Origin of the sequence: Fontibacter flavus (assembly GCF_042432905.1) — a bacterium.
GTDB lineage: Bacteria > Bacteroidota > Bacteroidia > Cytophagales > Cyclobacteriaceae > Fontibacter > Fontibacter flavus.
In genome coordinates this window covers 91,732-107,585 of sequence record NZ_JBHLWI010000037.1, presented here as the reverse complement: position 1 = coordinate 107,585, position 15,854 = coordinate 91,732, and the positions used below count along the sequence as shown (strand labels likewise).

Here is a 15,854-nt window from a genome sequence, read left to right as displayed (position 1 = left end):
GATAACCATCAAAGCAAAAATGTTTAGACAACTCAAAAATATTGACACCGCATTCAGGCACATTAAAACCTTCTCTCTTGTACTGGTCATTGCCTGTGCCGGAATCTGCTGTTTTACCGTATATCAGGCTTTTAAAATGGTATTGACGGCTCAGGAACGGATTTACCTTCTTGCCAATGACAAGGCGTTGGAGGCATTTTCGGCAGAAAGGAAAGACAACATTCCCGTAGAAGCCCGTGATCACGTGAAGATGTTCCACCATTATTTCTTCACCCTTGACCCGGACGAGAAAGTGATTGAAAGTCACATCAATCAGGCGCTCGGTCTGGCTGACAACTCGGCTGCCAATCAATTCAGTGACCTGAAGGAAGGAGGCTACTTCACCGGAATAATATCTGGCAATGTCAGCCAGACCATAAAGATGGACAGCATCAAGATCAGCACGGAAAGCCATCCCTATTCTTTCCGCTATTACGGCACGCAGAAGATCATCCGGTCAACCAGTGTGGTCACAAGGAAGCTGATTACGGAAGGCAGGTTGAGAAATGTCAACCGCTCCGATTTCAATCCGCACGGTTTTCTGATCGAAAAATGGAAGGTCATCGAAAACCGGGATATAGACATCAACAAACGGTAACTGTAATATGAAAAACAAAGCAATCATACCATGGGCTGACCTCTTTGCAAGGATGATGGCACCTTGGAAACAAACTGAGAAAAGAATAACGACCTACCTCCAAAAAAAAGAAGCCGGATTAAATGTAAAAGAGAAGAAACTGCTACTGATCCTTTACATCCTGCTGGTCACGGGCTGCCTGCTTTGCATCTTACTCAGGGCGTTTGGAGCACTTGGAGGCAGTCCCATCAGGGTTTTGTTACCCATCAACCCGATGGGTATTCTATAAGAATCCAGCTTATTAAACAATCAATCAAATCCTCAAATATCATGAAAACACAACCCCAAAGCGAAAAATTTAAACGACACCGTAAGTTTCTATTGGTACTCCCGTTGTTTGCACTCCCTTTCCTTGTAACCACCTTCTGGGCATTGGGAGGAGGAAATCCTACTGTGGAATACATCGAAGAAAACACAGGTCTTATTGGGACACTTCCCACACCGGACATTGAAGAAAAGCCGATGGACAAGCTTTCCATTTATGAAAAGGCGAAAAAGGATTCCAGCGAAAAGAGAAAACAATACAACCAAGATCCTTATGCCGATTTCTTTCAAATAAAAGAAAAGGAAAGCCGGGATTTGGAAATGTCAGACCATTCGGAATCTACCATCATTGAAACCACACCGATGAAGGAGCAGGAGATAAAGATCAGGCAACAATTGGATGAACTTCAGGCGGTGTTGGAACAACCCGACCCTATCCCTTCCCACAGTATGCAAACAGAGAGGAAAAGGGAAGTGCCGATTGAATTAAGCGGGGACATTGACAGGTTGGAGAACATGATGAAAACCATGTCAACACCCAATACCGAAGACCCGGAAATGATGCAGATTGAAGCCATGCTTGAAAAGATTTTGGACGTTCAGCATCCCGAAAGGGTGAAGGATAGGCTTAGGGAAAAATCCCTTGAAAACAAAGGTAAGGTATTTCCCATTCATGCCGATGGCAAACCAAAGCAGTCACAAGGCATTCCCAAAAAAAGCCGGGAAACCATCGATTATGAAAAGGAAGAGGACGGATTAGTCCCTCTTTTTACCCAAAAAACACAGACCAATGGTTTTTATAGTCTTGAAGACGAACCCACCCCCGATGAGAATAACATTTTTGCGGTTCCTGCTGTCATCCACGGAGAGCAGACACTTACAGCAGGCGCCACGATAAAGATGCGCCTGACTAGGGATGTGTATATCAACGGAACCCGGATACCCTCCGGCAGCTTTGTGTTCGGCAAATGCGGCATTCAGGGGGAAAGGTTGGAGGTCGAGGTTGAAGGCATACGCCACGGAGAGGTAATCTTCCCGGTAAGCCTTTCAGTCTACGATCTGGATGCCATACCCGGGGTAAGAATTCCGGGAGCGATTACCCGAGAATCGGTGAAGGAAGGTACCGCCAGTGCCATACAGGGAGCGCAGTTTATGGCTTTCAACCCTTCACTCGAAGCTCAGGCCGCCAATGCAGGCATTGAGGCTGCCAAAGGGCTTTTCAGCAAAAAAGCCAAACTTATAAGGGTAACGGTAAAAGATACCCATCCAGTCCTTCTCGTTGACCAAAACCAACGCTATTAATAATCTCCAAAACTCTTAATCAAAAGACCATGAATAAAAAAACCATTCTCTCCGTACTGCTGATAGCTCTTGTATCCGCATTATCCTTATCAGCACAAAGCCAGTCTTTTTTTCATCAGGCACTGATAACGCCATACCAACTCAACATAGGATGGGAAAAGACAACGGTATTGATTTTCCCTTCCCCGGTGCAAAGTGCCGACAGGGGAAGTCGTCACATACTGGCACAGAAAGACGAAAAAGCCCAAAATGTGCTGAAGGTAAAAGCGGCGGCAAAGGGTTTCTCTGAAAGCAACCTCAACGTGATCACCGCTGATGGTAAGCTTTATCACTTTACCGTCAATTACAGTGACCAGATTCCAAACCCTGTTATTGATATGGGCTTGCAGAACCATCATGAGACCACAGCCATGTTGTTTGACCAAATCTCTCTCAACGAAGCGCAGGTTGAGCAGATGGCTGAAAAAGTAGCTGAAAAAAACCCTTTCATGAGAAAACGGGACAAAAACAGCCGCATGAAGCTCACCCTTCAGGGGATATATATCCACGAAGATGTTATGTTTTTTCAGCTTTTCATTTCCAACAGTTCAGGCATAGACTTCAATACCGAACAGTGGCGCTTCTTTATTCGGGATGCAAAACAAACCAAAAGAACAGCGGTAAGGGAATTGGAGATGGTGCCGGTATTCGGTTATCCCGGACTTACAAAAGGTGTATCCGGTAAGGACAACAATACCATCGTCCTTGCATTCGAAAAGTTCACCATTGCAGACAGCAAAAGATTCATAATGCAGGTATTTGAACGGAACGGGGACAGGAACCTGACCCTGTCCGTCAAAGGCAAGCACCTGTTAAAAGCCTTGCCCGTAAGTGAGTATCAATCAAAATCCCAATAATCATGGAACAAAAGAATCTCGAATTTCTCAAAGACAAGCTCAAATATTCAGGCTTTGACCCCGAACTAATACAGGAAATGGAAAAGCAGATAGAAAAGGGGCTTAAAGAATTCCAGTTGCAGCGGACAATGGAAATTGAAGGCAGCAAAGTGGATTTCAACCTTCATTTCAACAAGTCCGATACGTCCGAAATGTACTTCTTCAACAAAACGGATGTGACGTTGAATCCCACAATGGAAAACGGGGCTGCCGTAAACCACACGTTTTACCAAAACCAGAATATTTCCGCTAAGGAAGCATTCAACCTCCTGCAAGGGCGGGCGGTCAACAAAACCTTGTTCAATAAAGAGGGGCATTCCTATCAGGCATGGCTCCAACTCGACCTGAAGGAAAAGGACAAGAATAATAACTACACCGTCAATCAGTACCATGAAAATTATGGTTACAACCTAAAAGACCTGATCGGACAGCTTCCTGTCAAGCTTGACGAAAGGCAAGGTGAGTGGCTGGAAAAATCCCTTCAAAAAGGCAACAGACATGGTGTGGCCATGGAGATGGATGGGAAAAAGGAAAGGATTTATGTGGAGGCGAATCCACAATATAAAACCCTGAACTTCTATGACCAGGCAGGCAAGAGAATTTCCAAAGACGACCTGAAAGTCAAAATGGAACATCCGGGGACAAAGCAGTCAACAGGACAGAAGCAGGAACCTGCAAAGCAGGAAAAGAAAAACGATGAGGGCTCAAAAAAAAAGACTGCCCCGAAGGTTAACCAACGGTCTTCTGTCAAAAAGAAGCCTTCAAAGAAGAAAGGGGTAGGCATATAGTCCTGATTGATTGTCAATAATGATTCTTAAACCTTTGATTAATGGAAAATCAGTTTGAACATTACTGGGAGGAAGAGAACCGGATGGATCCTGACCTAAACCCCTTGCTTTATCATACCCAAAGGGATGAGGATATTGCGGATGCGCTGTTTGAAGGAATAAAGAAAAAGGATCAGTCCAATCAAGCGAAATCCCAAACCGAGAAAGAAAGCAAGAAAGTTCCCGGAAAAATATGGAACAAACCATCCGTGAAAAAGAAAAAGTCCTCGAAAAAAGGGCAGAGCATATAATCCTCTTTTCATTTTATTAATCAACAAAAAGTCCCTTCTGGGGCTTTTTTTTTGGCCGTTACCTGCCTCGGCAGGTCAGGCTTTCCGTTCCAATCTTCTCACGAAGGATTTCCACTGCAATCCTTAACGGTGTCAGTTATAGATATGCAAATGGAAAGAACTGTAAAAACAACTTTTTTTGAGCCTACTGCCAACCGTTGCAGCAAAGGTATGCCCCCACCGCCTGCGGCAAGGCCAAGCCCTGTGGGTGCCAGAGAAAATCTCCACACCCTTACGGGGTAGTATTTTCTCTGGCAGCCTTGCCCACTTTCCCACCGCACCGCATTTTGGCTGCTTAACGGTTAGCAGAAGGCGAAGCCGTGTAGCAGTTTTTTAATTTTTTATTAACAAAAACCGCAGTATCAGGTCTGCGGCATACAAGCGAAAATCCTGTTTGCTTATGTCACATAACATCAATTTCAACAGCAAAACCGGAAAACACAGTTTCTTTAGTGTCCGTGAAAGGGCGTGGCACGGGTTGGGACGAATTGTAAAAGATTGCCCCACAAGTGCGGATGCCATCCGGTTTGCAGGACTGGACTATGAAGTCGAAAAAAGACACTTGTTCACCTATGACAACGAAAACCAAATTGCAGATGAAGACATTACCATCAAAATTCCCGAACTGGAGGTTCCGGGGTATTATGCCACGGTACGTACCGACACAGAGCAGGTGTTGGGAGTGGTAGGGAGAGGGTACGAGGTCGTACAAAACTGGGATATCTTCTCCTTTTTTGATGCCATTGTTGGTGGTGGTGAGGGAATCCATTACGAAACCGCAGGTGCTTTGGGGAAGGGCGAAAGGGTATTTATCACCGCCAAACTTCCCGGTTATATTAGGGTCGGCAATGATGACCTGATCGAGAAGTACCTTTTGCTAACCGCCTCCCACGACGGATTTGGCAGCATCAAAGCTTGTTTTACGCCTATTCGTGTGGTATGCAACAACACCCTCAATGCTGCATTAAAAAACATGCAGAATTGCGTGAAAATCCGTCATACCGCCACGGCAAAGGAGCGACTGGAGCAGGCTCACAAACTGATGGGTATATCCAACCAATTCGCCAATGGCATGGATGCGATTTTTAATCATTGGGCAAAAGTTCGCATCACAGACTACGAAGTAAAGAAGCTCATCCAAATGGCATTGGTACCTTCCAAAGAAGTCTTGCAAAAACTGGAAAAGGGAAAATGGGACGAATTGTCCACCCGTTTCAAAAATACCTGTGAAAGCGCTTTTGAATACGCTATGGCAGATGATACCCAACAGTTGGATACAACCAAAGGAACTTTGTTTGGAGCCTTTAACGCTGTAAGTGGGTATTTCCAGAACGTGGCCAACTTCAAAGACGGGGAAGCAAAGTTTGTTTCCATCATGGAAGGAACGGCAAAACTGCGTACCCAAGAGGCCTTCAGGCTTTGCAACGGGTTTGCCAAATCAGGCTCAGATGTATTTCACATGAACTAACCCAACAGCCAAAGGGGGAGAAATCCCCCTTTGGCTTTAAAACAAACGAATATGAAATCAATTGAAAATATGACAAACGTGGATAAGGCCAAACTGCTTCACAAGCTGTTTCCAAACGAAATACCAGGCCTTTTAACCTTTATAAATGATACATGCCAAATCTTCAAAGAACAGGAGCAAGAGATCAGTGAAAGCTGGGATCACCCCGTGTTTACCTTCGCCTTTTGGAGGCATAAGTCAAAATCCATAGAACAGGCAATCCTACAGTTTGGAGACAGACTGGCAAGCGAAAGCGAGCTGTTCTCCATACACCTGTTTGAAGGATACAGGGCATTTTTTTCGGTCGATTGCACGGTAAAATATGCAGAACGAAAAAGCAAAAATCCAAAATTCAAACAAGCGGTAGACCTGCTTTTCAACTTTACCTAACCTGAAGATACAATCTGCAACATTTAGTTTTAAGATGGTCTCAAGTTCCTGATTCCTACAAAATGACCTTTTCTTTTTCTTCTCATTAATTCCAGTACAAATATCGGCTTAGGGGTGCTGAGCGCTCCAAAAGACTACGGCATAATGGCCATGCCTCGTTCCTCAGCCTGTCCACCCTCCGGGACTTATTCCGTTTCCTTTTGGGCTCTATTCCCCTAAGCCAGAGGAGGTACCATAATTAATTTCTAATCTTTAAAACGAATTGTTATGGAAACTTCAAAAAACCTTATTGTCTCAAATGTTGCTGAAATAGAATTGGTATACAAAACCAATGTAAAAGCATCTGAACGACCCAAAATCGCTTCATCAAAAGATGCAAACACTATCCTTTTGGAAAATTGGAATAGTGATAAAATTGAATTTGTGGAACAGTTCAAAGTGATGTATCTCAACCGGGGGAATCATGTCATTGGGATTGTTGATATTTCTACCGGTGGGATTGCAGGAACGTATGTGGATATCAGAGTTGTCTATGCGGGAGCCCTCAAGGCCAATGCGTGCGCCATCATTGTAGCCCATAACCATCCTTCGGGAGTACTTAAGGCAAGTGAACAGGACAAGACTCTTACCCGTGAATTAAAAAAAGCAGGTGAGATTCTTAAAATTCAACTTTTAGACCACCTGATCGTTACCAGCGAAGGGTATTTCTCCTTTAGAGATGAAGGGCTATTATAGCCCTTTTTTTGGTCGAATAAAAAAACTAGATTGGATCATGGATACTACATTTGTCTTTTGCATATTCAAATATGGGAGACTTACACTTTCACATCTAGTCAAAATTGAACGATAAATATCTTTAAAATGGAAATAAAAATATTTTACTCATGGCAAACTTCAACAAAAACGAAGTACAATAAAAATTTTATTCTTAATTGCCTTGAGAAAGCAACAAAAAAACTTAATAGAAAACCAGATTATAAAGGTATCAATTTTAAAGTACTTGAGGGAGTTCGGGATGAACCAGGATCTCCTTCAGTTGCTTCAACAATAACTGACCTGAGAATACCAAACTGTGATATTTTTGTTGCAGATCTTTCTGTAGTAAACCATATTCCTAATTGGAAAAAAGGTATTAGAAAGTGGATGGGAGATCCATTTAAGCCTTTTCAGAACAATAACGTACTCAATGAGCATGGTGTAGCAAAAAATGCGCTAGGAAATGAAAGGATCATTGGTGTTTTGAATAATATCTATGGCTCTCCAAATAATAATCCTGAGAATATTCCTTTTGATTTACGCCATCTCCGTTTTCCAATAGAGTACAGTTATTCAAAGCGAACAAAAGATATTGAGAAGGTTAAAAACCAACTCATTAACACATTTTGCAGCGCAGTAGAGGAAGTTGTTCTGCACGTTCTAAGACATCAGAAAGAAAAGTATTTGCCCTTCATAACATGGAATGGTTGGCTAGATTACAATGCTCCCTCCAAAGCGTTTTGTACCAATGATAAAATCGTTGATACTATATCTCAAATTAAATCAGGCATAAATGAACATACTAAGAGCATTAGACTACTTGGCCTTTCTGGCTTAGGTAAAACTCGAATCGTACTTGAAGCATTCAGAGAGACAGAAGAACAAAATGTGGATGGTGTGCCGATGAAAAACAAAGTTTTATATATAGATTGTAATGTAAATGAGGGAGTTAATTATCACTCAATACTTTCAAAACTGTCCGAGGATAAAGAGGATAAAGTCATCATTATTGATAATTGTTCAAAATCACTGCATCGTCGACTCCTACCTTTAATAAACAATGATAACAACTCACTTTCTCTGATTACAATAGATTCAAACCCTGAAGAATTTGAATTGGATAGGATTAACGGGGTAAGTTATATTCTCTTCAAGAAGGAAGATTTATCCTCAGTTGTTAATGATATCCTACAAGAGGACTTAGCAATATTAGGTGAAGATACTATTTCCAAAATAAAAGAGTTTTCACAAGGGATTCCTTTAATGGCCGTCCTAATTAGTGAAAGCATGAAAGAGGGAGAAAAGTATGTCGGACGGTTAGATGATAAAGATTTGTTAGATAAGTTACTTGGAAAAAAAGGAGAGGAAGAGACTTGGAGAACTATTCTTCGATCATGTTCGATTTTCAACTATTTCGGATATGAAGACGAACTAAAAAGCCAACTTGAGTTTATTGCAAAAAACAATAATATAACAAGTTTAGAGATTGGTGATCAGATTGTTGTTAATAAGTTTTATGAAGTATGTAGTCATTATTTAAAGCGAGAAATTTTTGAAAGAAAAGGGAGGCTTATTGGGATGAGACCTTTCCCTTTGGCAATGTACTTAGCTCAAGAATGGCTAGAACCATGTACCCCAGAAAGATTGGTGCAGGTTATCAATAGTATCTCTGAACTTGATAATCCTGATAGAAAAAATCTTTCTGAAGCAATGGCAGAACAAATGAAATATTTAGGATATAATGAAAAAGCCAAAGAAATAATTGAGAAAATAGCGGGGCCTAATGGCCCTTTCGATAATGCGGAAGTTTTAAATACCGAATTGGGTTCACGCTTCTTCCGCTCATTTGTTGAAGTGAATCCAATTGCTGTGGCTAAAAATTTCACAAGAATTTTTTCTTTACCACCTGAAGAATTGTATAAAATTGATGAAGGTAGACGTAACATCGTATGGGTGCTTGAAAAATTGTGTTTTGATAGAAGAACCTTTTTAGCGGGTGCTAAAACCCTGTTTTCATTTGCAGTCGCTGAAAATGAAACATGGGCAAATAACGCTACTGGACAATTTATACAGTTATTCAAAATATTGCTCCCGGGGACTGAAGCAAATTTAGATGAAAGATGGGCAATCATAGAGTGGGGGTTGGACAAAAACGAACCCAAGTATTATGAATTGGCAATCAAAGCAATGGCATCCGGTTTGAGTTATGGTCATTTCTCAAGAACCGGAGGAGCTGAGCAACAGGGTACCATGAAATTATTAGATTATCAACCATCATGGGAAGAAGTAAGCACATATTGGAATAGGATCCTGCTCAAACTTGTTTCTATAATTAAGTCTAAAGAACACTTCAAAGACGAGGTATGTGACATAATCGCTAACAGTATTCGCTCCATTTCCAATGCAGGATTTGCGAGAATTATTTTAAAGTATATAGTTGAAGTTGCAGAAATCAAGAACTATGACTGGGATGAGGGATTAAAAGGCTTAAAAGAAGCATTTAAATATGAAAAAACAAATCTAAATGTCGAGGAACTCGGACAAATTGAATTACTGATTGACAAAATGACTAAAAAAGATTTTCAGTCAAAGTATGTCAATATTTCAAATTCGTACTATTTAGAAACTGAGGATTATTCAAGTGAAGGCATCAAAGATGCTGTTATTAATCTTGCAGACGAATTCATTAGTCAAGAATTGTCATGGGAAGAGAATTTACCCCTAATATTCTCACGACAAGTGATATTCTCTTTTTATTTTGGGCGGAGGGTCTATGAGTTGATTGAAGGAGATAAATTAAAAGTAATGAGCTTTCTGGAAGATTCGGTAAGCGTAATAAAAGAAATCAATATTAAAGATAGAAACATTACGGCATTTATAGGTTTTGCAACTCAATTAAATGATGAGGAAAAGAGTCAGTTTTATCATACCTTGAAAGAGGATGAAGATTTAAATTATCTCTTGTTTTCTTTTTTGGCTTCTGATCCTGAAGGATGGAAATATTTTGAATTGCTATTTGAATTGATAGATAAAGGAAAATGTGAGTTATCAGGATTTCAATATTTCACACATGCCAATTCACTTAGTCAGTTTGACTATTCGGAATTGGAAAAATTTAGCAAAAAACTTTTTTCTTACGGGAAAGAGGGATACGAATTAGTATTTGATATGTTTTTTAGTCTTGGCTTTCATAATGAAGAAATTAAAAATAAATTGATCCCGATTTTTAAAGAATGTATTTATACTATTGGAATCAACAAAGAAGCAAAACACCAGCTTGATGGATACAGGTGGTCACAAACTATATGTGATATACTAAACCATAAAGATGAAACAGAGTTTGCTGTTTTTATAAACAAATTAATCATTGATTCATTTTCAAGGGATAACATGGTATTCTCATCAGATAGTGATTTCCAAAGAATCTATGAAGTACTTATGAAAATTCATTTCCAATCAGTTTGGACTGATTTATCAAATGCACTACTTTATATTGAAGATGATTTCGTTAAATTTTATGGATTGAAAAGTATACTGGGATCCCGTATTGGAGGTGTCGGCAGGAGAAGTGTAGGTATATTGTTCGATGGCGATATAGAAAAGATATTTAATTGGTGTAGTACTAAAAAGCCATTAGCCCCTGCAAGGCTTGCAGAGTTGGTTCCAATATATGCTGAAAATAATAACCAGTATACCGAATGGCATCCTTACGCTAAAAGACTTATTGATGACTTTGGACATATAAAAGAGGTGCTAATAAGCCTAAATTCAAATATGGGAACATTTTCATGGACCGGATCACTGGTTCCACTACTAGAGGCTCAGAAGGAATTATTTTTAAGTATAAAAAATCATGAAATTCAATTAGTTTCAGAGTGGGTTATGGGAAACTTGGATAATATTGATGAACAAATAAAACGTGAAAGGAATAGAGATCAAGAAACATATTTATAATGGCTGCTAAGAACTCAGTTTTGATATCAAATTAGTGATTGATTCCTCTGGATGAAAGGGAGTATTTGTTCATTTTTGATGCCAGTTTAATAAGTGTTTTTCGTATATTTGTCTAAGAAGTTATCAAGTTCATCGGCACTCAAACCAGTTCAAAAAAAATGAGAACTGAACGGTGAACTACTTGGAACTTGTTTTGTTAAGTAGTTGATAAAAAGAGATTTACAGGATAGGGTGGTCGTCCTGTCACCCCGACTTTTAACAATGAATTATGATAAAACTCCTGTAAAAAGATGGTTTACAGGAGTTTTTGTTTTTAGATTCCTAAATTCGAAATAATGGACAATAAATAGTCCATCAAAAATAAAACCTTTTTATTGCCCTCATTAAAAACCTCCCAATCCATTCGTCAAAACATTGATATTGAATTAAAATCAGGACATGTTTCACTTTCCAACTATCACGATTGTTTAGTCCCACTTTATTTGAATTACGGGAATGAGTAAACCTGCCAGGTTTAAATGGCAAAATTGTGTTTCATAACAACTAAATATAAAGAAACCTGGCGGTTTTTCAGTTCTCAATCATCAAAGCTGAGAAACTAGGCTTAGTAAAAAATATTTTTCTAAAACTCTTCTACTTTGAGGCCCAGGATTCTGATTGAAAGCAAGATGGTATTTGGATTTTGAATGAAATGCCCTTGATTTCCTGAAATAATCCTTACCTCTGCCCACATATAATCCCTGTAAATAATCTGAATAGGAGGCTAGCAAATCACTTTCTTCTATAGTAACTCCCCTCAGCATCATATCACTTATCTTAATATTTTCATTCAAAATCAAATGAGGGAACAACATAGTCTCAGATGAGGGCTGCACCATGAAAACCAACCAGTCTGTACCTTCATCGGCTCGCCCATCCCAAACCGAAAAAGTCAGATCAAAATCTCCATAGGACTCTATTTCAAAAACATCCAATCCCTTTTCCTGTACACTGAAACCTGCATTGAAAATGGATACTTCTTGTGAAAACTGTTTTGCTCTAAACCGGGAAAAAACCTGAGTAGATTCTTCCTGATAGTTCAACTGAAATTCAACAAAAGGGAAAAACTCAGCATAATCCCCTATTTTGATGGAATGCTGATCCTCAAGAAAACCCACTTCAAGAGGATATTGGGAGTAAAGATCCAAAGGATTTTCAAAACCAAAAATTGAATAGGTGCCAAAAACAGGTTTAGACAACTTTACATCAAGCATACTTAATTCCTTCATCATCCCCAAATCCAATTCCACCTGTCCACCAGCCTCCTTCACTTCATCAGTGAAAAATTTCCCCAATTTTCTTGAACCTTGGTTCAAGCATATGAAAAATTTTGAAGGAATATTGTCAAGAAAAAGAAAATAGTTGGAAGAAAGGGTCTGACCATGCGAAAACACTCCCCTGCTGCCAATCCAATATTCCTGATGGGACGGAAGATTCTTTAATTTTAAACTGGCAGATCCAAATTGTGACTCAGGACTTGTTTCAATAGCCAATGGCCATTTTTTACCTAAAGGCAGTTGCCTGAATACCTGCCCAAGTCCCTGTCCTGCACTTTCTAAAGAGGAAAAAATACCCATCGTAAATTCATTTCCTGAAAAAGCACCAAGAGGCACCATGAGGTTACCTGAAACATTAATCTTATCTACTTGATATAGGCTCCCTCCATCATCCCAAATAACCAGAAAATGCTCAATTGTTGAAGCCAAATAACTTTCATCCACCAAGAGTTCAACCAAAAATTGAGCTTTTTCAAATGTCTTGACTATAACATTCGCTGGATTACTTTTCTGATTGACCTTTAATTGATGAACTCCATGCTCAAAATCTGATAAGGAAACCTGCCAAGCGCCGCTTTCCAGTTTTAGAGGCAAAACCAGTTGTTCCCCAATAAAAAACTCCAACTCATCTGCATCTAAAGCTGGAGAAGAATAAACCTCAAACTGGAGAAAATTCCCAAAGGGTCCTTCTCCGATGATACCTATGTCAAAATTAATTCTAGGGTTTTCATCCTCATGATGACATGCTGTCCAACAGATTGAAATCAACAAGATCACTAAAGGCAATAATTTATAATGCTTCATGTGATTTTGGCTTAGTTAGTCAATTATTTAAAATTTTCATTAACTGTTAGATGGGATAAAAATCTTCGTAGTTGCACGTCTTAATAAAGAATCACTTTCTAATCACAACAATTTCATCATCCTTTCCCTTAATTTAAGGCTATCAATCACACAAAGGGAGTAATTGAAAAAGGAAGAAGGGAAAAAAATAAGCACCATTTTTTCACAAACTGGAGCCAATACCTAAAAATCAACACATAAGGTGACTTTTGTCAGGGTTTAATCCATGTATTTGAAATAGATTAGAGGTAATGAATCAAAAGCCCAGAAGCCATGAAAAAGCGAGAACCTATAAGCAGCATTATGACCACAAAAGTTGTGGCCGTACAAGAACAGGACAAGCTGCAAGATGTAATGGAGATATTTAGAAAACATAAAATCAGACATCTCCCCGTCCTTTCCGGAAAAAAAATTGCTGGAATTATCAGCCGTACAGATATAAACAGACTAACCTTTGGTGCCCTATTTGAAAATCAGGAAGGAGCAGATGAGGCTGTACTGGAAATACTCAGTATTCCACAGGTAATGACCTCTAAACTAAAAATGGTGAATCCCAATGATTCCATCAGGGATGTTGCTGAAATCTTTGCAAATGAAGAATTCCATGCCCTACCGGTAGTGGAAGGTGAAGAACTAAAGGGAATCGTCACCACAACAGACATTATTAAATATATGCTTGAGCAATATTAAGGGAAATATGGAAGCTTATTTTTCCACCTTGGGTTTCTTACTGTTTTCAGTATTCAAATTAATTAGGGATTTATTACACATTGGACAAAGAGAAGCATTGGGATTGAAATTGATAGCCTTTTTCAATGCTTCCTTTCCGTTATCATAAGGACCTATATATTCCCTGTGGCTTACTGGAGGCAGATGCACACAATCTCTATGATGAAGTTCATAGATACCTTTATCAGAAGCTTGGGTTGAGAGGTAAAAGAATTTCATTGGCCGATTAATTTACTCTCAAATTTAACCTAAGTAATTCATTACAAAAATACCCAGAACAGGGTATTTTTTACCTAAGAACCTCAATAAAAGTATGTAACAACTAAAAATAATCACATTATTTCTTTCTCCTGATTTCTGATTGCCTCATAGGCATGGAATCAATAGTCCTAAAAATTAAATCCCAGTCCAAGTCACCTTCCTGATTCAGTTTTGCCATGCCGTCCAGCCCTATCAACACCCATTTACTTTTCCCTGCGCTGATTTGATATTTCATTTTCAATTGCTCTTGGTAATTTTCACTGAATTCCATTTCAGCATTGCTGAGCAAAGGATCGTTGAAAATAATATAGACAATCTTGCGCTTGGCCAAGGCTTCTTGCAGATTATCCGCAACAAGTAGGCTCTCAACCTTATCTTTGGGAAAATACAAAACAACCCTATTTTCCCACCTGAAATCCTCCAGCTTTTTGGGCTTTTCCCATGAAGCAAAAAGCAAGAAAAATAGGATGATATAAATAAAATTCATATCTATTAAACAGGATTCAAAACCATTTGTTTATCAACCAATTTCCGAAAACTAACTTGTGTTATTTTTTCCGTAGTTCAATCACTGTAATCTCAGGCCAAATACCGACCCTTCCAGAAAAGGCGTGGAACCCAAATCCCCTGTTGACATAGAGGTACTTCCCATCTTGTTCTGCAAGTCCGGCCCAATTTGGATAGCGGTATTGTACAGGACTCCATTTAATGATTGGCGTTTCTATACCAAATTGCATACCATGAGTATGCCCCGATAAGGTAAGTTGAACAGGGTTTTCATGTTTTTTCACCTCCTCATCCCAGTGAGATGGGTCATGGGAAAGTAAAATTTTGAATTCAGGCTTCTCCGTTCCTTCCAGAGCTTTTTCCAAATTCCCTTTTGACTTGAAGCCAACGCCCCAGTTTTCCACACCGATCAATTGTAGCATTTGACCATCTTTTTCAATAGTAACATGCTCATCAAGCAGTAACTGGAAACCCATTCTTCCATGCTGCTGCTTTAATTTCTCAAAATTCTTCTCTTTGGCATCTTTATTTGGCCAGGGTATATAATCCCCATAATCGTGATTCCCCAATATGGAAAATTTTCCATAAGGGGCTTTGATGGCCTCAAATTGGTCTAAAAATGGTTCTATTTCTTCAGCTTTATGGTTTACCAAATCTCCCGTAAAAACCAGCAAATCTGAGCCCTGTGCTTTTGCAAGATCTACTCCTTTCTGAATGATGGCCCTGTCTTTGAAACTCCCGGAATGGATATCAGAAATCTGCGTGATGGTAAAGCCATCAAATGCCTCAGGAAGATCTTCAAAATAGATCGTTTCTTTGTGGACTTTAAAATTATGCTTGCCAACTGTGATGCCATAAACAAAGCTGAAAAATGGAATTGCAGCTACCAGAATGGCCAGTGTACTTACCCATGTTTTTCTTGTAGGAAAAGCAAAATCCTTGGCCCCACCAACTAAATAGGAAATGCCTGCCTGAATATTTCTCACTATATCTTCACCAAACAAAAACACTACGCAAACCAGCTGAGTAACCACTACTGTCAAGAAGACATTTAGCATCGTTTGGGTCGAGGTACTGATCTCCCCCTCTAAAAAGATCCTCAGGAAAGTGACCAAGTACCAAATGGTAATCCCTCCGAAAATAATCCAATAAGCGACATAGATGCCCTGTCTAAGTTTTTCCGAAGTCAAACCTAGGCTCAAGGTCTTGATGGCTTGAAATACATACCAGTTGAGAAATGTGGAGAATAATAATATTGCCAGTAAGAAAACTGCGCTACCTAATAGGTTCATGAAGA

15 protein-coding genes are annotated in these 15,854 nt (G+C 39.5%); 11 read left to right on the top strand and 4 right to left on the bottom strand.

What is annotated here, in order from left to right; all coding sequences use genetic code 11:
• Positions 1 to 19: 19 nt before the first annotated feature.
• The 10 genes from traK (at position 20) to ACFFIP_RS13505 (ending at position 10,901) form a co-directional block, all read left to right on the top strand.
• Positions 20 to 637, top strand: coding sequence for a conjugative transposon protein TraK (traK, locus tag ACFFIP_RS13550; RefSeq protein WP_377064266.1), 618 nt, complete (start codon positions 20 to 22; stop codon positions 635 to 637).
• A 7-nt stretch (positions 638 to 644) separates the two neighbouring features.
• The gene (locus ACFFIP_RS13545; protein ID WP_377064268.1) at positions 645 to 905 is read left to right on the top strand and encodes a hypothetical protein; all 261 of its coding nucleotides are present in this window, start codon (positions 645 to 647) and stop codon (positions 903 to 905) included.
• A gap of 41 nt (positions 906 to 946) precedes the next feature.
• Entirely contained in the window at positions 947 to 2,242 is a 1,296-nt protein-coding gene (gene traM, locus ACFFIP_RS13540; protein ID WP_382388190.1) for a conjugative transposon protein TraM, read from the top strand.
• A gap of 29 nt (positions 2,243 to 2,271) precedes the next feature.
• The gene (traN, locus tag ACFFIP_RS13535; protein WP_377064272.1) at positions 2,272 to 3,138 is read left to right on the top strand and encodes a conjugative transposon protein TraN; all 867 of its coding nucleotides are present in this window, start codon (positions 2,272 to 2,274) and stop codon (positions 3,136 to 3,138) included.
• Positions 3,139 to 3,140: 2 nt separating this feature from the next.
• A complete protein-coding gene (locus tag ACFFIP_RS13530; protein ID WP_377064274.1) occupies positions 3,141 to 3,965 on the top strand; it encodes a hypothetical protein in 825 nt (274 codons plus the stop codon).
• A 41-nt stretch (positions 3,966 to 4,006) separates the two neighbouring features.
• The gene (locus ACFFIP_RS13525; protein WP_377064276.1) at positions 4,007 to 4,255 is read left to right on the top strand and encodes a hypothetical protein; all 249 of its coding nucleotides are present in this window, start codon (positions 4,007 to 4,009) and stop codon (positions 4,253 to 4,255) included.
• Positions 4,256 to 4,694: 439 nt separating this feature from the next.
• Positions 4,695 to 5,762, top strand: coding sequence for a DUF932 domain-containing protein (locus ACFFIP_RS13520; protein WP_377064278.1), 1,068 nt, complete (start codon positions 4,695 to 4,697; stop codon positions 5,760 to 5,762).
• Positions 5,763 to 5,813: 51 nt separating this feature from the next.
• Entirely contained in the window at positions 5,814 to 6,191 is a 378-nt protein-coding gene (locus ACFFIP_RS13515; RefSeq protein ID WP_377064280.1) for a hypothetical protein, read from the top strand.
• Between the two features lie 267 nt (positions 6,192 to 6,458).
• Positions 6,459 to 6,926 (top strand): JAB domain-containing protein, encoded by a 468-nt coding sequence (locus tag ACFFIP_RS13510; protein ID WP_377064281.1) that lies wholly within the window; start codon positions 6,459 to 6,461, stop codon positions 6,924 to 6,926.
• Between the two features lie 126 nt (positions 6,927 to 7,052).
• A complete protein-coding gene (locus ACFFIP_RS13505; RefSeq protein ID WP_382388189.1) occupies positions 7,053 to 10,901 on the top strand; it encodes a hypothetical protein in 3,849 nt (1,282 codons plus the stop codon).
• Positions 10,902 to 11,485: 584 nt separating this feature from the next.
• Here ACFFIP_RS13505 and ACFFIP_RS13500 read toward each other — a convergent pair.
• The gene (locus ACFFIP_RS13500; protein WP_382388188.1) at positions 11,486 to 13,021 is read right to left on the bottom strand and encodes a hypothetical protein; all 1,536 of its coding nucleotides are present in this window, start codon (positions 13,019 to 13,021) and stop codon (positions 11,486 to 11,488) included.
• A gap of 312 nt (positions 13,022 to 13,333) precedes the next feature.
• Between ACFFIP_RS13500 and ACFFIP_RS13495 the strand changes: the two genes are divergently transcribed.
• Entirely contained in the window at positions 13,334 to 13,750 is a 417-nt protein-coding gene (locus ACFFIP_RS13495) for a CBS domain-containing protein (RefSeq protein ID WP_382388187.1), read from the top strand.
• Positions 13,751 to 13,765: 15 nt separating this feature from the next.
• Here ACFFIP_RS13495 and ACFFIP_RS13490 read toward each other — a convergent pair whose 3' ends face one another.
• The 3 genes from ACFFIP_RS13490 to ACFFIP_RS13480 all read right to left on the bottom strand — a co-directional run bounded on the left by ACFFIP_RS13490 (position 13,766) and on the right by ACFFIP_RS13480 (position 15,849).
• Complete coding sequence (locus ACFFIP_RS13490; protein WP_382388186.1) at positions 13,766 to 14,008, bottom strand: hypothetical protein; 243 nt, start codon at positions 14,006 to 14,008, stop codon at positions 13,766 to 13,768.
• 118 nt (positions 14,009 to 14,126) lie between these two features.
• Positions 14,127 to 14,537: a DUF4174 domain-containing protein gene (locus ACFFIP_RS13485; RefSeq protein ID WP_382388185.1), complete on the bottom strand. Its 411-nt coding sequence runs from the start codon at positions 14,535 to 14,537 to the stop codon at positions 14,127 to 14,129.
• A 61-nt stretch (positions 14,538 to 14,598) separates the two neighbouring features.
• Positions 14,599 to 15,849, bottom strand: coding sequence for a metallophosphoesterase (locus ACFFIP_RS13480; RefSeq protein WP_382388184.1), 1,251 nt, complete (start codon positions 15,847 to 15,849; stop codon positions 14,599 to 14,601).
• Positions 15,850 to 15,854: the final 5 nt, after the last annotated feature.